Here is a 20,279-nt window from a genome sequence, read left to right as displayed (position 1 = left end):
TACGGTTCGCGCCCTCGAATCGGGTCATCGGAATCAGCTAGTGGGTATCGGGAGGCGGTTGTGCCGGCGCAGTTGACCACCCGTGCCCAAGTCAACGGTTACCGGTTCCTGCTCAAGCGCTACGAACACGCCCTGGTGCGGCGCGACGTGCGGATGTTGCACGACCCCATGCGTACCCAGTTCCGCTCGCTGGTGATCGGCGCGGTACTGGGCCTGCTGGGTGTGGCCGGCGCCGCGATCCTGGCCTTCCTGCACCCGCAGGGATCCGTGGGTGACTCGAAGATCGTGATGGGCAAGGACTCCGGCGCGCTCTACGTTCTCGTGGACGGAACGCTGCATCCGGTGCTCAACCTGGCCTCGGCGCGGCTGATCACCGGCGCCGCCGCCTCCCCGGCCTCGGTCAAGGACAGCAAACTGACGCAGCCGCGCGGTCCGCTGCTGGGCATTCCCGGCGCGCCCGGTGCACTGTCCGGATCGGGCGATCCCCGGCGGTCCACCTGGACGATGTGTGACAACCTGCTGCCGTCCTCGACGGGGGGCGGCGCCGCCGCGACCGGTCCGCTCACCACGGTGATCGCCGGGCCGCTGGACAATCCGGCCGGCGGCACCCACGCGGTGCCGGTGCGCGCGGATCAGGCGCTGCTGGCCACCCACGGCGGCAAGACGTTCCTCGTCTACGACGGTAAGCGGGCCGAGATCGATCCCGGCGATTCCGTTCTGGTCCGCTCGCTCGGATTGCGGGATCAGCGCCCGCGCCCGATCGGCGGCGCGTTGCTCGACGCCACCGAACCTGTTCCGCCGCTGTCGGTTCCGGAGATCGCCGGGCACGGCGCACCAGGCCCGGGCAAGCTGTCCGATGTGCCGGTAGGCGGTGTGATCAGGGTCCACGGCGTGGACGCCGACGAGTTGTACGTGGTCCTCGCCGACGGCGTGCAACGGATCACGCCGTTCGCCGCGGGCCTGATCCGTGACGCGAATTCGCAAGGTATGAACGAGATCTCGACCGTCCCGCCGGACCGCATCGTCGGTATTCCGGTGCTGCACCGGCTGCCGATCGACGATTTCCCGCAGCAGGTTCCGACCGTACTCGCACCCGACGCGGATCCGGTGGCCTGCCTGTCGTGGACCCGTGCCGCCGACGACCCGCGCGCCACGGTGACGCTGCTGGCCGGCCGCGCGCTGCCCCTGGCCGCGGATGCGGAGCCGGTCGTCCCGGCGACCGCGGACGGCGCCGGCGATCGGATCGACGGCGTCTATCTGCGCCCGGGCACGGGGGAGTTCGTGCGGTCGGTCGGCGCGGAGCCGGGGGCGGTGAGCAACGGGCCGCTGTTCTATGTGGGCGACAACGGGATTCGATACGGCATCCCGGATGCCGACACCGCCAAGGTCCTCGGAATGCCGAAGACTCCGAAGCCGGCGCCGAAGCCGATCGTGGAGGCCTTGTCGGCGGGCCCGGCGTTGACCCGGCAGGACGCGCTGATGAGTCACGACAGCCTGCCGCAGTGCCCGGACGCGGGCCCGAGCGCCATGGCCTGTGCCCGGCCGATCCCACCGCCGGGCAAGAACAACTGATCGCCCCGGCCGCCCGGCAGGGCGACCGGTCGCCCTGCGGCTCAGCGCAGTCCGCCGAGCACACCTTCCAGTGCCTTGGCCATGTCGGCGCCCTCGATCCGCATGAGCACGGTCTCGTCCACCGCCGACAGATCGATGGATTCGTCGGTGGCCAACCGGAATTCGCGCTCCTCCTCGGCCGCCTCGATCACATTGCGGATGAACCGGCCGTTACCGGCGAGGTCCACCGCGCGTCGCTGCTCGCCGCTCTGGTCCACCACCTGGCGCTCGTAGAGCTCCCGGCACGCGGCCTGCAGGAGTTCCAGCGCATCCTCGGAAACCTCCGAATCCCGTTTGCTCGCAATGAACTGACCGATCCGGCCGAGTTCCTCGGGTGTGTAGGAATCGAACTTGACGCGCTTGGCGAAGCGGGACGCCAGGCCGTCGTTGGAGGCGAGGAACCGGTCGATCTCGCCGTCGTACCCCGCGATGATGACGATCAGCCGATCCCGGTCGTTCTCCATCCGGGCCAGCAGGGTGTCCACCGCCTCGCGGCCGAACGCGTCACCACCGGACAGACCGGTCTGAATGAGCGTGTACGCCTCGTCGACGAACAGCACTCCGTCCATCGCGGAATCGATCAATTTATTCGTTTTTATCGCGGTGCTTCCCAAATGTTCACCGACGAAATCCGAACGCTTTACCTCTACCAGTCGATCGGTTTTCAACAAACCCAACCCACAGTAAATTTTTGCCACCACTCGGGCAATCGTCGTCTTACCGGTTCCTGGCGGGCCGGTGAACGCAAGGTGTTGTCCGCGTGGCGCGCTGGACATACCTTTCTCGGCTCGGATTTTCGCCAATTGCGCGGTGGCCTGGAGTTTCGCCACCTGAGTTTTCACCGCGGCCAGGCCGATCTGCTCGTCCAGCTCCGCGCGGGCGACCTCGAGCAGGCGCTTGGCCCGGTCGCCGCGCTCCTCGGTCTCGACCTGTTCGGCGGTGGGCGCCGAGGCCGGATCCCAGCGGTCGGTGCGCGCGTCGATCAGCTCCTTCGAGGTCACCGTGAGGCGGTACTTGCGATCGCGCATGGCCTGCGTGTTCGCGGCGAAGTCCGGCGCCTCGGAGAACACCTTCTCGAACAGGGCCTGGGCCTCGTCCTCGCGGCCCATCTCGCGCAGGCACAACCCGCGGCAGAACCGGGCGGTGGTGGCGGCGGCCGGAATCGGGCCGTTCTCGGCGGCCTCCATCCGGCGGATCGCCTCGCCGAACAGGCCGAGTTGGGCACAGGCCGTGCCCACCATGACGTGCGCGCCCGCGGCCAGGTAGGAGTCCTGCCAGTCCGCCGAACCGGCCAGCACCGTCATCACGTCCGGCCAGCGCTGCGTCGTGTAGTGCAGCAGGCCGCGAACGTACTGGCAGATCCGGTCGTCGAGGTCCTGATCGGGCTGTGACAGCAGGCCCGCGCGATGCCGGGCCAGCTCGTCGAGCACCTGCTCGGCCTCGTCGTAATCCCCGGCGGAGATGAGCTGGGTCGCCTGCGCCAGCCAGATCTCGGTGTACCCGGCCAGCGGATAGTCGATGTACTGACCCACCACGAACCGGCCCGCCAGCTGCCGCGGCGCCAGGCCGAGCCGGCGCTGCTCGCGGTAGAGGGTGGAGCCGCTGGTCTTGTAGAGGTTGAACACCACCTCGGGGGTGATCTCCCCGGCCGCGGCCCGGCCCAGCCAGGCGTCGCACATGCCCGGATCCCATTCGGTGGCGCGCTGGAATGCGAGCTTCGCATATTCGAGATCGGGCGTGGATTCCTGGCCGTCGATAGCGATACCCAATGACAATACGCCGGCATCGAAGGCGCGTTGTGCTTGGCGGTTGCCGGTCATACGGACAGTCCCCTAAACGCGTGAATGTGCTAATTCTCGCTCAGCATACCGGCTGCCGTGACAGCCGATCTCGGTTAAGTTTGGAACGTCGCAATACAGCGACGAAAATCGTAGGGAGTTCTGTAATCCGTGACCGAGTCGTCGAGCAGCGGCGTGGGGGCCGTTGACCCGGAATTGTGCCGAGTGTCGGTGATCGGCGGAAATACTCAACTCGATGTGGGCCTGCCCGCGACCGTGCCGGTCGCGGCGTACATCACCGACCTGGTCGAGCTGATCGATTCCCGCAATCCCGACCTGACCGAACACGACGAGGGCGCGCCCGTGCGCGCACAGCACTGGACGCTGGCGCGGATCGGCCGCGACCCCATCCCGCCGCACCAATCTCTCACCGACGCTGAGGTTTTCGACGGTGAGTTGCTGGTGTTGCGCTCGGTGACCGCCAAGGAGGCGCCCGCACTCTTCGACGATGTGATCGACGCCGTCTCGCGGCTCACCGCGGAATCGGGAGACGCCTGGTCACCGACGGCGGCGCGGCGAATGGGACTGGGCTCCGGGCTGATCGCGGTACTCGTCGCCGTAGCGGTTCTGGTGTCCGGCAAGGGCACCGGCATCGGGAACGGATTCATCGCACTGGGTGCGGGTGTGCTCGCCGCCGGCGCCGCCGTGATCGTCGCACGTCGCTATCCGGCCGAGCGCACGACCGCGATCGTGTTGTCGCTGTTCGCGATTGCGCTGCTGGGCGCGAGCGCGGGCCTGCTCACCCCGGGATGGGTGGGGTCGCCACACCTGCTGTTCTCGGCGGTGGCGGTACTGGTCGTGGCGCTGGCACTGTATTCGATGACCCGCGCGGGATCACTCGTGGTCGCCGCGGTGGTCACCGGCGCCGCGGTGCTCGCGGCCGCCGCGGCCGTACGGATGGTGTGGGACTTCGACATCGCGAAGATCGCCGTCGGCGTGCTGATCGCCGGCCTGGTGCTGATCACGATGGCTCCCCGGGCGGCCGTCGCCGCCGCGCGCCTGCCGGTTCCCCCGGTGCCGACCGCCGGCGGCGCCATCGACCCCACCGATCACGAACCGCGCCCGACGATCGCCGACATCGGTGTAATCGGCGCGACCGCACTGCCCTCGGCGGCGGGACTGGAGCGCCGTGCCCGGGCGGCCAACCAGTACCAGTCCGGAATTCTCGTGGGCGCCACGCTCGCAGCGGGTTTCGGAGCGATCCTGGGCGCCGATCCGCTGGGGGAGGCGCGCTGGCAGGGGCTGGCGCTGGCGGCGATCACCGCGGTGGTGCTGTGCCTGCGCGGCCGGGCGTACGCGGATCTCACCCAGGCGTCGACGATGATCGCGGGCGGCACCGTGGTGGCGCTCGCCGTCATCGCCGGCGCCGCTGTGACGCACGCGGATTGGCGCGCCGTCGGTGCCGGCCTGTTGCTGATCGTCGCCGCGGCGGTGGTCGCCTTCGGCGTGCTCGGACCCCGCGCGGATGTGTCGCCGGTGCTGCGGCGGGCGATCGAGATCTTCGAGTACCTGCTGATCATCGCCATCGTGCCGCTGTCGCTGTGGCTGATGGACGTCTACTCGGCCGCGCGGAACATCTGATCGGGCGATGGCTGTGCTGCGCTACGCAAACATCTGTCCGACAGCGGGTTTCGTTCGCCGCGCTACTCGCCGGCTGCGCGTGGCCGCTGCCGCGGTGGTACTCGGCGCATCGCTGCTCGGCGGTGGTCCCGCGACCGCGGTCGCCCCGCCGGCGATCGACGAGGGCGCTCTCGGGCAGGCGCTGGCAGTCAACGCCAAGAACGGTCCGCCGGACCCGACCGAGAAGCGCGCGGTCTGCGCCGAACCGTATCTGACCGGTGCGATTCCGCGGGATCCGCCACTGCCGCAGCGGATTCTCGACCTGGACCGCGCCTGGAAGTTCGGTCGCGGTGCCGGGCAGAAGGTCGCTGTGATCGATACCGGTGTGAACCGCCATCCGCGCCTGCCGGATCTGCAGCCCGGTGGCGACTTCGTCACCGCCGGCGACGGCACCGAGGATTGTGACGGCCACGGCACCCTGGTCGCCGGATTGATCGCCGCGCGTCCGAGCCCCTCCGACGCCTTCTCCGGGGTCGCCCCGGCGGCACAGATCCTGGCCATCCGGCAGCTGAGCCTGCAGTACGAGGCGAAGAACCGCAACAACGACGAGACCGGCAAGGTCGCCGCCGGCGGATACGGTGACGTCCTGACGATGGCCGCCGCCGTGGTGCGCGCGGTCGACATGGGCGCCACCGTGATCAACATCTCCGAAGTGTCGTGCACCCCAGCGGGTTCCGAAACCGCCGACGGCGCACTGGGCGCGGCGGTGAAATACGCCGCCGACCGCAATGTCGTGGTGGTCGCCGCGGCCGGCAATCTCGACCAGGCGGCCTGCTCGGCCCAGAACGACACCAGCGGCTGGAACGGAGTGCGCACCGTCATCAGCCCGGCCTGGTTCTCCCCGTACGTGCTGTCGGTCGCCTCGACCGATCCGGACGGAGCGACCTCGCCGTTCTCGATCCACGGCCCCTGGGTGGGCGTCGCCGCGCCGGGCCGCTCGATCATCTCCCTCGACAGCAAGCCGGGCGGAACCGGCTTGGTCGACACCGAACACGGCGACGAGGGACCGCTCACCATCGACGGCACCAGCTTCTCGGCGGCGTTCGTCTCGGGCCTGGCGGCCCTGGTGCGCAGCAGATTTCCCGATCTGAGCGCGGCGCAGGTGATCGACCGGATCGAGCGGACCGCGCACAACCCGGGTGCGGGCCGCGACGACCGGGTCGGATTCGGGCTCATCGATCCGCTGGCGGCCCTCACCGCGCAGCTGCCGCCGCCACCCGGACAGGCGGCGCAGGTGCCGCGAGCCATCGCGCCGCCCGACCCGGATCGCGGTCCCGACCCACTGCCGCGCCGGGTGGCGATCATCGGCTCGGGCGCGCTGCTGGCGTTGCTGGCCGTCGGCTGGGCCGCCGCCCTGCCGTATCGGCGCAGGCGGCCCGAGCCGGCCGCCGACGATCCGGCCGCCGGATACCTTTCCGCCACCCCGGCTCCCACCGGGACCGACTCGGCTCGAGGAGAGTAGGCATGTCGACCGACGGATTCGTGCGCCGACCGCGGATCGCTCCGCCGCGGGCACCGGGAGGTGAGGTAGCGCTGACCGCCCCGCCGGAGATCCCGCGGCCGGTGCCACCCGCCCTGCTGATGCGGCTCATGCCCGTGGTCATGGTGGTCGCGGTGGTCGGCATGATCGCGATGATGGTGATGATGGGGCGCAATCTGCTCGCCAACCCCTTCATGCTGATGTTCCCGATGATGATGCTGATGTCGATGGTCGGCATGATGGCGGGCATGCGTGGCTCGGGCGGGCCCAAGCGCGCCGCCGAACTGAACGAGGAACGCAAGGATTACTTCCGCTACCTCGACCAGGTCCGCCGCGATGTCCGCAAAACCGGTGGCGCACAGCTGCAGTCGCTGATCTGGAGCCATCCGGAACCGGCCGATCTGCGGGCGGTGGCCGGTACCCGCCGGATGTGGGAACGCCGGCCCAACGACCCGGATTTCGGGCATGTGCGCGTCGGTGTCGGCAGTCACCGGCTGGCCACCAAACTGGCCCGTCCGGAGACCGGCCCGCTCGAGGACCTCGAGCCGGTGTCCACGGTGGCACTGCGCCGCTTCGTGCGCACCCATTCGGTGGTGCACGGCCTGCCCACGGCCCTGTCCTTGCGGGCGTTTCCGGCGATCAACATCGAGGGCCGCCCGGACGAGACGCGCATGCTGGTGCGCGCCATGCTGATGGAATACGTGACCTTCCACGGCCCCGACCACGCCGCGGTCGCGATCATCTGCGCCGACCCGGATGCCGAGGCCTGGGCCTGGGCGAAATGGCTTCCGCACCTGCAACATCCGGTCGACCGCGACGGCATGGGGGCGGCGCGGATGATGTACCGGTCGCTGGCCGAACTGGAGACCTCCATGGCGGCCGAACTGCTCGAGCGCGGCCGGTTCATGCGCAACGCGCAGCCCACCGCGGGGCGCATCCACTTGCTGGTGATCATCGACGACGGCTACGTCAGCGGAACCGAGCGGATCGTCAGCGACGCCGGCCTGGATTCGGTGACCGTCCTCGACCTGACCGCGCCGCAGGCCGGACTCGCCGTGCGCCGTGGCCTGCAGCTGGTGGTCGCCGACGGTACCGTCGCCGCGAGATCCGCTGCGGGTGTGGAACAGTTCGCCACCTCCGACCCGGTGACCATCGCCGAAGCGCAGACCCTGGCGCGGGCGCTGGCCCGTTACCGGGTCGCCACCGCGGCCCAGATCGTGAGCCTCGGCGACGAATCGCGAGCCGTGCCCGGCCTGATGGAACTGCTGAAGATTCCCGATGCCGCGCAGATCGATCCGGCCTCGGTGTGGCGCCCGCGCAACGATCGCGAGCGGCTGCGGGTGCCGATCGGTATCACACCCGACGGCACGCCGGTCGAGATCGACATCAAGGAGTCGGCCGAGAACGGTATGGGGCCGCACGGATTGTGCATCGGCGCAACGGGTTCGGGTAAGTCCGAATTCCTGCGCACCCTGGTGCTGTCCATGGTGACGACGCATTCGCCGGATCAGCTGAACATGGTGCTGGTCGACTTCAAGGGCGGCGCGACCTTCCTCGGACTGGAATCGCTCGCGCACGTCGCCGCGGTGATCACCAACCTGGAGGAGGAGATCGCCCTCGTCGATCGTATGAAGGACGCGCTCTCGGGTGAGATGACCCGGCGCCAGGAACTGCTCCGCTCGGCCGGCAACTTCGCCAACGTCACCGAATACGAGCGAGCCCGCGCGGCCGGCGCGGCGCTGGATCCACTGCCCGCGCTGTTCATCATCGTCGACGAGTTCTCCGAACTGCTCTCGCAGAAACCGGATTTCGCGGATCTGTTCGTCATGATCGGCCGCTTGGGCCGCTCGCTGCGCGTGCACCTGCTGCTGGCCTCGCAGCGACTCGAGGAGAACAAACTGCGCGGCCTCGACTCCCATCTGTCCTACCGGATCGGCCTGCGCACGTTCTCCGCCAACGAATCACGCGCGGTCCTCGGCATCACCGACGCCTACCACCTGCCGAGTGTGCCGGGTTCGGGCTACCTCAAGAGCGATGCCGACGACCCGCTGCGGTTCAACGCCTGCTACGTCTCCGGCGCGTACGAATCACCCGCGGGGAACGCGCCCGGCCGCACCGGCGGCGGGCAACGCGGCGGCGGTCAGGAGCCGGTGGTCTTCACCGCGGCGCCGGTCCCGGTGCGCACGCCGGTGGCGGCGCCGGCACGCGGGCCGCTGGGCCGGCCCGAACTTCCGCCGCCGCCCGGATCTCCCGAGGCGGAGCTCGAGCTGCCACCCGGCGCACCCGCCGACGCAGTGCCCAAGACGCTGCTCAACGTGGTGGTGGACCGGTTGCGCGGTCACGGCCGCCCGGCGCACGAGGTGTGGCTGCCGCCGCTGGACGAATCACCGTCGGTGGACATGCTGCTGCCCGATCCGGACTGGCGATCGCCGGTGAACCGCCACGGCCGGCTGTGGTGGCCGATCGGTGTCATCGACAAGCCCTACGAACAGCGCCGCGATGTGCTGATCGTGGATCTGTCGGCGGGACAGGGCAATCTGGCCGTGGTCGGCGGTCCGCAGTCGGGTAAGTCGACCACCTTGCGGTCGATCATCATGGCGGCCGCGGCCACCCACACGCCGGAGCAGGTGCAGTTCTATTGCCTGGACTTCGGTGGCGGCACGCTGGCGGGCCTGGCCGATATTCCGCACGTCGGCTCGGTGGCCGGGCGCATGGACATCGACCGAGTGCGCCGCACGGTCGCCGAGATGGTGACCCTGCTGCATCAGCGCGAGGAGCGGTTCCGCGAACTGGGCATCGAGTCGATCCACGAGTTCCGCCGCCGCAAGGCCGAACTGGCGCAGCGGAGTCCGTCCGAGCGGGCGTCGGACCCGCTGTCGCAAGACCTGTTCGGTGACGTCTTCCTGGTGGTCGACGGCTGGGCGACCATCCGTGCCGAATTCGACGTGCTGGAACCGGCGTTCAACGCGCTGGCCGCACAGGGCCTGTCCTACGGCATCCACCTGATGATCGGCGCCACCCGCTGGGGCGAGATCCGGCCGGCGGTCAAGGATCTCGTCGGCACCCGGCTGGAACTGCGCCTCGGCGACCCGAGCGACTCCGAAATGGACCGGCGCACAGCGGTTCTGGTTCCGGTTGGTCGTCCCGGCCGCGGTCTGACCCCGGAGAAGCTGCACATGCTGGTCGCCCTGCCGCGACTGGACTCCAACTCCGATCCGGCGACTCTCTCCGACGGTATCGCGCTGGCGCGCGGCCAGTTCGCCGAACTTTACGGCGACCGGCGCGCGCCGGCGGTCCGGATGCTGCCGCTGCGGGTGCCGCGCGAACAGGTGCTCGCCGAGGCGGCGGAACACGGCATCGAATGCAGCGCCACCCGGGTCGTGGTCGGTCTGGGCGAGAACGAATTGGCGCCGCTGGTCATGGATTTCGACGCGCAGCCGCATCTGATGGCATTCGCCGACGTGGAGTGCGGCAAGACCACGCTGCTGCGCAACATCGTGCTCGGCATCACCGAGAATTCGACGGCCGAACAGGCGCGCGTCATCCTGATCGACTACCGGCGCACCATGCTCGGCGTCCTGGAGGGCCAGCAGCTCGCCGGTTATTCCACCTCGGGGCAGACGTCGTTCGACATGATCAAGGAGGTCGCCGCCTATCTGCGGCAACGGATTCCGGGATCGGACATCACGCCGCAGCAGCTGCGGGATCGCAGCTGGTGGACCGGGCCGGAGATCTACATCGTGGTCGACGACTACGACATGGTCGCCACCGGTGCGGGCAATCCGCTCGAACCGCTGCTGGAATTCATTCCGCAGGCCCGCGATATCGGTATGCACTTGATCGTGGCACGGCGCTCCGGCGGCGCCTCCCGGGCGCTGTACGACAAGGTGCTGGGCATGATGAAGGACCTCTCGGTCGACGCGCTGCTGATGTCGGCGCCCAAGGACGAGGGCAAACTGCTCGGCGACGTGCGGTCTGCCAAGCTCGCACCCGGCCGGGGCACGCTCGTGTCCCGTGCCCGCGAGAACGAAATGGTGCAGGTGAGCTATCTGCCGCCGGTCTGAGTCAGGGCACCGGATCGCCTCGGTCCGCGAGCAGGTGGCGCCGCACGATCGGTTCCGGTAACTCCCAGCTGTCGGCGCGGCGTTCGAACAGCGCCGCCGACGGACCGCTGACCGCCGGATTCGCGATGCGGGCCAGCCGGAATCCCGCCGCGCGGTAGTACCGATGCAGCTCGGTGTTCCTGGTCCAAGCGTCCAATCGCACCCAATGACGTTGCCGCACAAAGGCCAGCCCGGCGGCGTGGGCGAGCAGTGCCCGGCCGACACCGTATCCGGCGAAGCGCAGATCGACGATCATGTAGTGCACGATCACCGCGTCGGCGATCTCCCGGGGCGACCACAGCCCGGGATCCGCGCGATCGTTCACGGTGACGGTTCCCGCGAATTCGCCGCCGACCTCCGCGGCCCAGGTCTCCCCGGCCGAGACCGATCGGCCGACCGCGTGAGCGAACCGCTCGATCGGCAGCCCTCGGCCCTGCCGGGTCCACTGGTCCGAGCCGCGTGCCGCAAGCCAGGCCGTGCGTTGGAGCCGTAGTCGGCAGATGTTGCCGAGGTCGGCCGAGCGGGCCTGGCGGATGCGGATGCTCATGGTGATCCGGGTACCAGTGAGTTACCGAAGGAGTGGGAGTTGCCCGGAGGATGCGGCGCCCCCAGGGTTTTGCGGATCAGGGCGGTGCCCTCGTCGTCACCCAGTTCGTAGGCCAGCCGGTTGCGGGCGGCCAGCGACCGCTGGCGGGTGACCCGCATGATGCGGCTGCTGCTGGCGCCGATGCGCAGATGATCGAGCAGCATGGTGCCGGCTCCGACGCCCAGGACGGCGGCCTCGTCGGCACTCGCCGGGCGGGCCACGACCGTATCCCGATGGGCGGTTTCGGGATAGCCGCGTGCGGCCAGCCGCCGCGTGGTGCCCTCCGGAATGTCGTGCGGGGAATCGATTCCGGTGAGTTCGGCGAGGTCGCGCGGGTAGTAGCTGACCTCCCACGACCACGGTTCGTTGTCGAGGTACTGCACCACGGTGCGCGAGACGACCCAGGAGTCCTTCGGCACACCCAGCCAGTGCGCGACTTCCGCACCGGCCGGTTCCATCCGGGCGCTGAACTGCTTGGCCGGTTCCCGCCCGGCGGCGCGCGCGATCTCGGAGAAGATGTCATGTGCCGAGGTGGGGCGGTCGCGTCGAATATGGTTGGTCACCACGGATTCCAGGACCTCCTGGCTGCGCACGATCGTGCCCCGGGAAGTCGCTGTGAACAGCAGGTTCTCGGCGACGAGCACCTGAATCGCGTTGCGCGCGGTGGTGATCGAGACATGCATCTGGTCGGCCAGCTCGTTGTGGCTGGGCAGGCGATCACCAGGTTTGTACGTGCCGTCGCGGATCGCCTCCCGTAGGACGTCGGCGATTCGCTGGTACCTCGGACCGGCGGCCATCTCGCTCCTCGGTTGTACCTTCAACGAAGGAAAGTCTACTCTGCTGGTTGACGGGGCAGTGTGACCCTTGACACACACATTCAGAGGTTTATTGTAATGAACGTCCTGACCATTGGTTGTACGGCGACGACGGCGAGGCAACGTGGCTGGTTTGGAGACGTCCCCGATGGTGGTCGTGGCATTGCCCGACACACCACACACACCGGCGGCGGTCGAGTTCCTGACGACCGAAGTTCTACCGAGTTCGGATCTGTTGTTGCGCGCGTGCCGGGGGCACCGCGTGATCGGCGGCCCGATCCTGTGGTTCGCGCGCGACCTGGCGGTGCTGTTCGAACGCCAGCTCGGCCGCGGCGGTTCCACCCCGGATCCGGACTCCGCGCTGATGATCGAAATCGGCAGACGGCGAATGGAATTGGTGATGGCGATCGACGACTGGATCGTCCGCGCCGTCCCGCAGCAGAGCTCCGGCGCCACCCTGCACACCGAAACGATCGGCGCCGTCATCGACCGGCTGGCCGAGGCGTCGGTGCGCGCGCACCACGCGTTGATGACCCTCGACGCGAACGACGAAGTGCTGCACGGTGCCTGGCATCACCTGGCCGAATTGGCCGACGGTTACGACGATCTGGTGCGTGACGTCCTCGCCGGACGGCGTCGCCTGCCGACCTGGTGAGTCGGCCTGGTAACTCAGCGATCTAGTAACTCAGCGATCGGCACGAGCCCGCCATCCGCGGTGCGCGGCTGTGCCGCGACCGATCCGCCGGCAGCGGCGCGGGATTCAGCCGGGTCACCCGTCGCGGTCGCGACCCACCGGCCAGTTCGGTGAAGCGAATCGTGTTCCAGCCGAACGGCATCAGATGGACCAGCTCGCCGCGTTCCTCCAAGCGCTCGGTGAGCTCGGATACGATGTCCAGGGCATCCGCCAGGCCGCTGAGTATGTCCTCGTGCGCCCCGCGTCGGTCGCTTCGCGCCCACGGCGCCACACTTTCGACCACGATGTAGCCGGCGTCGTCGTGTGCCGCAATGGTTTTCACGACCTCGACCGCCGCCGGAAGGGCCGCCGCATCACCCGGCTCGACCGCGACCTGCAGGACGAGGCAGTCCACGAACAATTTCCGGGTGCGCACCGCCGCCGGATCCAGCGCGACCGCGCACGGCCCCGCCGCGGTGACCTCGTATTCGAAGAGATGACACACACTGCTCACGATGCGCATCGTGCACCTCTGTTCGCCCACATCGTCATACGCCAACACTAGGCGGCGGATGCGCGGAATATCAGTGTCGTATCCGACGCATTCAGTACTGTTTGCGACATGGATGTAGCGGTATTCGTCGTGGACGGTGTCGGTGACCTCGGTCTCGCCGCTGTGCTGGAGGTCTTCAACACGGCGAACTCGCTCGTCGGCGATCCCGAGCTGGAGCCCGAACCATGGCGAGTGCACACCGTCGCGCTCGGCGGCAGCGTCCGCTCCGGCCACGGCCATCTGATCCCGACCACACCGCTGGCCGAGGTGCCCGGCGACATCGGCCCGATCATCGTGCCCGCCGTACTCGCGATGGATGCGGACGCGGTGGTCGACCTGATCGCCGCGCCCGCCAACCTGCCGGTGCTGGAACGTATTTCGCAGGCGCACCTGGCGGGGACACCATTGGCGGCCGCGTGCACGGGAACGTTCTTCCTCGCCGAGGCCGGGGTGCTCGACGGGCTGCCCGCGACGACGAGCTGGTGGCTCGGCCCGGCCTTCCGCCGCCGCTATCCGAACGTGGACCTGGACGAGGGACGCGTGCTGTGCCGCTCCGGTCACATCGCGACGGCGGCGGCGGCCCTGGCCCATCTCGACCTCGCATTGGCCACGGTGGCCGGTCGCAGTCCCGCCCAAGCCGAACGCGCGGCCCGGATGCTGTTGGCCGGCAGTGGAGGCGAGCAACGCGACTACATCGTTCCGCAGGTGATCGCGCGCGGGAATTCACTGGTCGCGGCCTTCGAACGCTGGGTGCGCGGACATATCGCCGAGCAATTCCTGATCACCGACGCCGCCCGCGAACTCGGTGTCACCGTGCGCAGCCTGCAGCGTGCGACACAGGCCGAAATCGGAATGTCACCACGAGATTTCGTGAACGACATCCGCCTCGAGCGCGCCACCCGGCTGCTGCGCACCACCAATGCCACCGTGGAGACGGTCGCCGCGCGAGTCGGCTATCTCAACGCCGGCACCCTGCGCGGACTGTTCCGCCGTCGCCGCGGCCGCAGCATCGCCGAGGTCCGGGCGACCCCGATGGCCTGGCAGGACCGCAGCGCTCAGTAGCCGCCGAACCGCCGATGGTCGGTGGCGAAATCGTCGGCCACCGTCGCCGCCAGTTCCACCAGCGCACGCTTGGTGTTCTTGTGCAGCCGGGCCAGGTCGATCTCGGCGCCCTCGGCCAGATGCGGATCGTAGGGGATGACGTGTACGGCGCGGCACCGGGCCAGGAAGTATTCGCGCAGATGCTGAATCGCCACATTCGGTGAGCCCTCGCGCGGCAGGTTGATCACCACGACGGCATTGCGCACGAGGTGATCGTGCCCGTGCAGCGAGAGCCAGTCCAGCGTCGCCGCCGCGCTGCGGGCGCCGTCGATCGCCGACGACGAGATCAGCACCAGCGAATGCGCCAGATCCAGCACGCCCGCCATCGCCGAATGCATCAGTCCGGTACCGCAATCGGTGAGGATGATGTTGTAGAACCGCTGCAGCACGCGCAGCACCTGGCGGTACTCGTCCTCGCTGAACGATTCCGACGCGGCGGGATCACGTTCGCTGGCCAGCACTTCCAGCCGGCTGGTGGCCTGCGAGGTGTGCCGGCGCACGTCGCCGTAACTGCGAATCTGCTGATCCAGCAACAGGTCCCGCACCGTGGAGCGGGTCTGCAGCGGCACCCGCTGCGACAGTGTGCCGAAGTCCGGGTTGGCGTCGACGGCGATCACGCGGTCACCGCGGATGGAGGCGAAGATCGAGCCGATGCCCATGGTGGTGGTGGTCTTGCCGACACCGCCCTTCAGGGACAGGGTGGCGATCCGGTAATCGCCGCGCACCGGCTGCCGGATGCGCGCCACCAGTTCCTGCAGGCGCAACTCCTCCGCGGACATACCCGGATTGATGGCGCCGCCCGACATGTGGTGCACCGCGCGCCGCCAGCCCGATCCGGGGGCCTTCTTCGCCCGGCGCATCGGGACATCCTCGAGCGAGGGCGTCACACCGTTCGGTGGGTACTGCGGCGGCGGCTGACCCTGCTGGTACTGCTGATACTGCGCCTGCTGCTGATGGACCTGCGGGGTGGGGGCGTGCTGATACTGCGCGGGCGAAGCGGCCTGCTGCGCCGGCATATACGGATTCGGCTGGGCGTACTGCTGCGGCTGGGAATACTGATCGGCCTGTCGTGCGGCCCACTGCTGTTCGGGACCGGTCGCCGGACCCGGTACCGCCGGTGGCGGTTGCGGCGCGCTGTGCCACTGGGCGTCCGGAGCCGGCTGTGGGATCCGAGGCTGTGATCCGCCCTGGGAGCCGGCGACCATCGTGGATTCGGCATTCGGCGCCTGCGGCATCGGGCCGGAATGTGCTGTGTGCGTACCGAAGTCCGCAGCGGGCGGCTGCTGATACTGCGATGCCTGCGGCGCCCCGCCGTACTGCGGACCGGTGCCTTCGGGCAGCTGCTGATGCGTGTCGGGCCGCGGTGCCGGCGCATCCGGTCCGTTCCACGCGGCACCGGCATCCGGTCCGGGTCGCACGACAGGTTCCTGAGCCGGCACCCGCTCGGAGTCGAGCCGATGTCGCCCGCTCCACTGCTGATCTGCCGAACCGGCGCCGGTACCGGCGTCCCCGGAGCCGTAGAAGCCGACACCACCGACGACCGACGACGCGCCCGAATCGCTCTCCGGGGCATGGGTTCCCGCCGTCGGCGGGTGGAGAGACCGCGGTCCGGAAGCTGCGCCACCGTGCGGAACCGGGGCAGTGCCGGTTGCGAAGGCATCCCACGTGCCGGCGCCACCGTTCCCCGTCACATCCGCTGCGGCGGGGAGGTCCGCGCCGGAAGTATTCGATACGGCGGTCTCGCCGGGCGCACCCGAATCCGAGATCGGCGCGACCGAGGCCTCGGCGGCGTCGTCGCGCGCGGGCGCGGAATCGGCCTGCGCGGCCGACTGTTCCCTCACGCGGCCGAGCCAGGCGGGCGCCTCCTCGGTGACGCCGGAAGCCCCGCCGCCCACGTTCTCGGCCCGGTCACTCGCGACCGGGCCCGAACCGAACGGACTTGCAGCCGATCCGTGCATCGGAACGGGAGGAGTGGTTCCCGTCGGCGGCACCTCGGCCGAGGCGGGGCCGGCATCCGCCACCTGCTGCGGCAGGCCGGGCGCGTTTGCTGTCGGCGCGAAAGGCGTGTCGGCCGGTGAAGACTCCTGTGCGCCAGCGTTGTTCGGGACCGACGGCGCGTCCTCGTACCCTTCCGGCACGCCGAGCCGGGGCGGCGGTCCGGAACGGGCGGGGGGAGTCGGGTCAGGCCACTCGGGCAGCGGCGGCGGAGTCGGGGCCGACTGCTGCGGCGGGGGCGGCAGGTCGGGCCGTCGGGTCACCCGCACGGTCAGCTCCGCATCCGCGCCTTCGGCGGCCGGAAGGGGAGTGTTCGACAGATGTTGCGGTGCGGGCGGAATCGGCGGGCGGGCCGGAGTCTGCGGCGGTGCCGCCGGAAACTCGCCGGACAGCGGCGCGGAGGAAAGCGGGCCGGACGCCTGGTCCAGGCCTGGCGTGGTCGGCTGCGGTTGCTGCGGCGCCGGAGCGGGAATCGGCTGTGCGGTAGCGGGCGGGCGGCCGAAGTCGTGGCCCGAGGACGATGCGGATGGCGACGAATTCCACGCCTGCGCCTGCTGAGCCGGCGGCTGCGCGAACTGATTCTGTTGCTGCGCACGGAAGTCGGCCGGGATCACACCCTGGGTGCCGTCCGAACCGTAGCCCTCGGACGGCTGTTGCCACGGCATCGGCTCGGAGCCCTGAACACCGTTGCCGCGCAACGATTCCGGCCCCGGCTGCGCATCGCCGTGCGGCCCGGCGGTTCCCGGCGGCCCCCACGACGGTGACCCCTCACCGGCGGCCGGCTCGGCATCTGTCTTGTCCTTGCGGCGGGATTTCCGCCACTTCCGGTCGGACTCCTTCTTGTCGGACTCCGCCCGGTCGTCGGATTTGCGGGAGAACAACCGCCGCGGACCGTTGTCCTCCGGGATGTACTCCTCGTGCGGAAGGTTCTCGACCGGCGCTTCGTACCCCGTTTGCGTGACGTCGCTCTCCGACAGCCACGGGGGCAGCATGGGCAGATCATTGTTGTTGCGACTCACGGCAGTACCTCACCGCGGTTCGTGGCCGGGGCCTCGCCGAGGATCGCGCCGATCGGGTTCGAGGGCGCTGCGTCCGTAATTCGCTCGCTGCGCACGCTCACGGGTGTCCCCCTGGGATCTGCTGGACCGATTTCCTGGACAGCCGGTAGTTTACGCGAGGGCTATCGGCCGTGACGGGCGTCCTACCCACAGCCGACGAGCCGGTCGGACGCCGCGCCACGCCGCCTGCCGGCGGTTCGGTTGCCCCTTATTTGCGAGGTCGGGAGCGTATCGAAATGGCAATCACCGCGGGCGATGATCCCCGCGCGGCCCGGTTGGACGAACTTCCCGTCCGGCCGGTCCATCGCAAGCTCGTCGCCCTGGTCGGCCTGGGCCTGTTCTTCGATCTCTACGAACTGTTCCTGGCCGGACCATCACCGGCGTGCTGAAGCAGCAGCTCGCGCTGTCGACCTATCAGCTGAGCGGCATCCTCGCCTCGGCCTTCGTCGGCCAATTCCTCGGCGCCCTGGTCATCGGCAGGCTCTCGGACCTGTTCGGCCGCCGCCGGATGTTCATGATCAATATCGGGGTGTACGCCGGGTTCACCCTGCTCGGCGCGTTCAGCCCCAACGTCTGGTTCCTGATGGCGACCCGCGTGCTCGCCGGACTCGGCATCGGCGCGGAGATGACCGTCTCCGATACCTACCTGTCGGAGGTGATGCCGCCGCAGGTCCGCGGCCGGATGATCGCCATCGCCTACACCATCGGCTTCTGCGCGGTGCCGACCGTCGGATTCCTGGCTCGCTGGCTGGTTCCGCTGGAACCGTTCGGCACCGACGGCTGGCGTTGGCTGTTCGTCTTCGGCGGCTTCGGCGCCGCGCTGGTGTTCGTCGCCCGCCGGCACATGCCCGAATCGCCGCACTGGCAGGCCCAGCACGACAAGGCCGCGACCACCAGGGCGAAGGTGGCGTTCACCGAAATCCTGCGCGGCGCCAACCGCGGCCGCACCCTGCTGTTCTCCGCGGTGATGATCCTGCAGGTCTTCGGCTACTACGGCTTCGGCACGCTGGCGGTGCTGGTGTTGCAGCACAAGGGGTTCACGGTGGTGAACTCCCTCGGCTATCTGACCGTCACCTACCTCGGCTATCCGCTGGGTTCGCTGCTGTCGATCCCGCTGATCGAGCGCGTCGAGCGCAAATATCTGGTGATGGCCTCGGCCGCGCTGATGGCGCTGTTCGGCCTGATCTTCGGATTCGCGGCGAGCGTGCCGCTGATCCTGCTGTCGGGCGGCCTGTTCACCCTGGCCAGCAACGTCTTCTCCAATGCCCTGCACACGTATCTACCGGAGTCGTTTCCCACGACCGTGCGCGGCACCGCCTCGGGTACGGCCTATTCTCTGTCGAAACTGAGCACCGCCATCCAGCCGTTCCTGCTGCTTCCGCTGCTGGACAGCCACGGTCCGGGGACGGTGTTCACGGTCATCACGATCGCGCTGGTGCTGATGCTGGGATTGATCGCGGTGTGGGGCCCGCTCACCGGGCGCGGCCCGCTCGCCGACCACTAGCGACGGCGCGAGGGGACCGCATTTGGCCGGATCGTGGGCACACGGGTAAGCTTGGTCGGCGGTGCACCTGCCCGACGTCTGTGTTCATGCGAATGCGTGTAGTTCATGTGACTGCATGTCCGCACGTGACTACGAAGAGTATGGCACCGGGTCGACTGGAGTGCACCGGTAACTGCAGTGACAAGCTAGCCGAAGAGTTGGGACCACACAGGGTCTCAGCGCAAGCGGGATCGCGGAGGATATGGCGAAGAAAGACGGGGCCATCGAGGTCGAGGGTCGAGTTATCGAGCCACTGCCGAATGCGATGTTCCGCATCGAGCTGGAGAACGGTCACAAGGTTCTCGCGCACATCAGCGGCAAGATGCGTCAGCACTACATCCGCATCCTGCCCGAGGATCGCGTGGTCGTGGAGCTTTCTCCCTACGACCTGTCCCGCGGTCGCATCGTCTACCGCTACAAGTGAGTTTCCGGGGAGCGATCCCCGGAGGAGTTCGGGAGTCGCGGCTCCGGGGCTCTCGTGGCATTTCGGGGCCCCGGCCTCGGGATCTGCGGCAAAAGACTTCCCCAGTCATACGACTGGGGAACACCTGTGTTCACACCCCTGTGTGAACCACAACCAGATTGGACGGACGTGAAGGTTCAGCCGAGCGTCAAGAAGATCTGCGAGAAGTGCAAGGTGATCCGCCGTAACGGCCGGGTCATGGTGATCTGCGACAACCTGCGTCACAAGCAGCGTCAGGGCTGACCTGGACTGCACCCCGACGCAGGGGTTCACCAGCCAAGCACCGAACGCAGTTCGGATTGGCACAGAAAAGAAGACCTCCCAGCGCCAGTCGCCGTCGGCGAGCTCGCCGCCTCGGAAACGAGCGGAGAGCGGACGGACGACCTACCCCCGGAACGGAGGCCGGGGCCCCATTCGAGGGGACGGACAGGGAGCAGACCTCCGCAACAGTTAAGGAAGCTGCCACATGGCACGTCTGATGGGCGTCGATCTCCCGCGCGAGAAGCGCATGGAGATCGCGCTGACCTACATTTTCGGCATCGGTCGTACCCGCGCCAAGGAGATCCTGGACGCCACCGGCGTCAGCCCCGACCTGCGGTCGAAGGATCTCAGCGACGACGACGTCACCCGGTTGCGCGATTACATCGAGGCGTCGGAGTTCAAGGTCGAAGGTGACCTGCGCCGTGAGGTGCAGGCCGACATCCGCCGCAAGATCGAGATCGGCTGCTACCAGGGCATCCGCCACCGCCGCCACCTGCCGGTGCGCGGACAGCGGACCAAGACCAATGCGCGCACGCGCAAGGGTCCGAAGAAGACCGTCGCCGGCAAGAAGAAGTAGGG

Annotated in this window: 16 protein-coding genes; 11 read left to right on the top strand and 5 right to left on the bottom strand. The window is 68.8% G+C overall.

Annotated elements, in window-relative coordinates; all coding sequences use genetic code 11:
- Positions 1-60 precede the first annotated feature (60 nt).
- The gene (gene eccB, locus NMI01S_RS01525) at positions 61-1,572 is read left to right on the top strand and encodes a type VII secretion protein EccB (RefSeq protein WP_062994225.1); all 1,512 of its coding nucleotides are present in this window, start codon (positions 61-63) and stop codon (positions 1,570-1,572) included.
- A 41-nt stretch (positions 1,573-1,613) separates the two neighbouring features.
- Here the strand turns inward: eccB and eccA are convergent, their stop codons facing one another.
- The gene (gene eccA, locus NMI01S_RS01520) at positions 1,614-3,431 is read right to left on the bottom strand and encodes a type VII secretion AAA-ATPase EccA (protein ID WP_062994224.1); all 1,818 of its coding nucleotides are present in this window, start codon (positions 3,429-3,431) and stop codon (positions 1,614-1,616) included.
- Between the two features lie 129 nt (positions 3,432-3,560).
- Here eccA and eccD point away from each other — a divergent pair, with 129 nt between their 5' ends.
- Genes eccD through eccCa form a run of 3 tightly spaced genes read left to right on the top strand, consistent with a single transcriptional unit; the run spans position 3,561 to position 10,613 of the window.
- A complete protein-coding gene (gene eccD / locus NMI01S_RS01515) occupies positions 3,561-5,030 on the top strand; it encodes a type VII secretion integral membrane protein EccD (RefSeq protein WP_062994223.1) in 1,470 nt (489 codons plus the stop codon).
- A gap of 7 nt (positions 5,031-5,037) precedes the next feature.
- Positions 5,038-6,531, top strand: coding sequence for a type VII secretion-associated serine protease mycosin (mycP, locus tag NMI01S_RS01510; RefSeq protein WP_084512126.1), 1,494 nt, complete (start codon positions 5,038-5,040; stop codon positions 6,529-6,531).
- A gap of 2 nt (positions 6,532-6,533) precedes the next feature.
- Complete coding sequence (gene eccCa / locus NMI01S_RS01505) at positions 6,534-10,613, top strand: type VII secretion protein EccCa (protein ID WP_062994221.1); 4,080 nt, start codon at positions 6,534-6,536, stop codon at positions 10,611-10,613.
- A 1-nt stretch (position 10,614) separates the two neighbouring features.
- On the opposite strand, the gene NMI01S_RS01500 is transcribed toward eccCa, so the two are convergent.
- Positions 10,615-11,199 (bottom strand): GNAT family N-acetyltransferase, encoded by a 585-nt coding sequence (locus NMI01S_RS01500; protein ID WP_062994220.1) that lies wholly within the window; start codon positions 11,197-11,199, stop codon positions 10,615-10,617.
- Positions 11,196-12,035 carry a GntR family transcriptional regulator gene (locus NMI01S_RS01495; RefSeq protein ID WP_062994219.1) on the bottom strand — a complete coding sequence of 280 codons (840 nt, stop codon included), beginning with the start codon at positions 12,033-12,035 and terminating at the stop codon, positions 11,196-11,198. The genes NMI01S_RS01500 and NMI01S_RS01495 overlap by 4 nt, the downstream gene beginning before the upstream one ends.
- Positions 12,036-12,186: 151 nt before the next feature.
- Between NMI01S_RS01495 and NMI01S_RS01490 the strand changes: the two genes are divergently transcribed.
- A complete protein-coding gene (locus NMI01S_RS01490) occupies positions 12,187-12,708 on the top strand; it encodes a DUF4254 domain-containing protein (RefSeq protein ID WP_245716663.1) in 522 nt (173 codons plus the stop codon).
- A gap of 22 nt (positions 12,709-12,730) precedes the next feature.
- Here NMI01S_RS01490 and NMI01S_RS01485 read toward each other — a convergent pair whose 3' ends face one another.
- Positions 12,731-13,240, bottom strand: coding sequence for a hypothetical protein (locus NMI01S_RS01485; RefSeq protein ID WP_157125999.1), 510 nt, complete (start codon positions 13,238-13,240; stop codon positions 12,731-12,733).
- Positions 13,241-13,348: 108 nt separating this feature from the next.
- Here NMI01S_RS01485 and NMI01S_RS01480 point away from each other — a divergent pair, with 108 nt between their 5' ends.
- Positions 13,349-14,341 carry a GlxA family transcriptional regulator gene (locus NMI01S_RS01480; RefSeq protein ID WP_062994217.1) on the top strand — a complete coding sequence of 331 codons (993 nt, stop codon included), beginning with the start codon at positions 13,349-13,351 and terminating at the stop codon, positions 14,339-14,341.
- Here NMI01S_RS01480 and NMI01S_RS36360 read toward each other — a convergent pair.
- On the bottom strand, positions 14,335-17,394 hold the full coding sequence (locus tag NMI01S_RS36360; protein ID WP_369689895.1) for a nucleotide-binding protein: 3,060 nt from the start codon (positions 17,392-17,394) through the stop codon (positions 14,335-14,337). The genes NMI01S_RS01480 and NMI01S_RS36360 overlap by 7 nt on opposite strands.
- 275 nt (positions 17,395-17,669) lie before the next feature.
- Between NMI01S_RS36360 and NMI01S_RS36355 the strand changes: the two genes are divergently transcribed.
- From NMI01S_RS36355 to rpsM, 5 genes are all read left to right on the top strand, one after another.
- The gene (locus tag NMI01S_RS36355) at positions 17,670-17,822 is read left to right on the top strand and encodes a hypothetical protein (protein WP_245716662.1); all 153 of its coding nucleotides are present in this window, start codon (positions 17,670-17,672) and stop codon (positions 17,820-17,822) included.
- Complete coding sequence (locus tag NMI01S_RS01470; protein ID WP_245716661.1) at positions 17,816-18,937, top strand: MFS transporter; 1,122 nt, start codon at positions 17,816-17,818, stop codon at positions 18,935-18,937. Before NMI01S_RS36355 ends, NMI01S_RS01470 begins: the two co-directional genes overlap by 7 nt.
- A gap of 241 nt (positions 18,938-19,178) precedes the next feature.
- Positions 19,179-19,400, top strand: coding sequence for a translation initiation factor IF-1 (gene infA, locus NMI01S_RS01465; RefSeq protein WP_003886926.1), 222 nt, complete (start codon positions 19,179-19,181; stop codon positions 19,398-19,400).
- A 168-nt stretch (positions 19,401-19,568) separates the two neighbouring features.
- Positions 19,569-19,682, top strand: coding sequence for a 50S ribosomal protein L36 (rpmJ, locus tag NMI01S_RS01460; protein ID WP_025347279.1), 114 nt, complete (start codon positions 19,569-19,571; stop codon positions 19,680-19,682).
- 223 nt (positions 19,683-19,905) lie between these two features.
- The gene (rpsM, locus tag NMI01S_RS01455; protein WP_030513443.1) at positions 19,906-20,277 is read left to right on the top strand and encodes a 30S ribosomal protein S13; all 372 of its coding nucleotides are present in this window, start codon (positions 19,906-19,908) and stop codon (positions 20,275-20,277) included.
- Positions 20,278-20,279: the final 2 nt, after the last annotated feature.

Origin of the sequence: Nocardia mikamii NBRC 108933 (assembly GCF_001613505.1) — a bacterium.
In the GTDB taxonomy this organism is placed as follows: Bacteria; Actinomycetota; Actinomycetes; order Mycobacteriales; family Mycobacteriaceae; genus Nocardia; species Nocardia mikamii.
The sequence above is the reverse complement of the archived record's forward strand: the minus strand, read 5'-3'. Positions and strand labels throughout refer to the sequence as shown.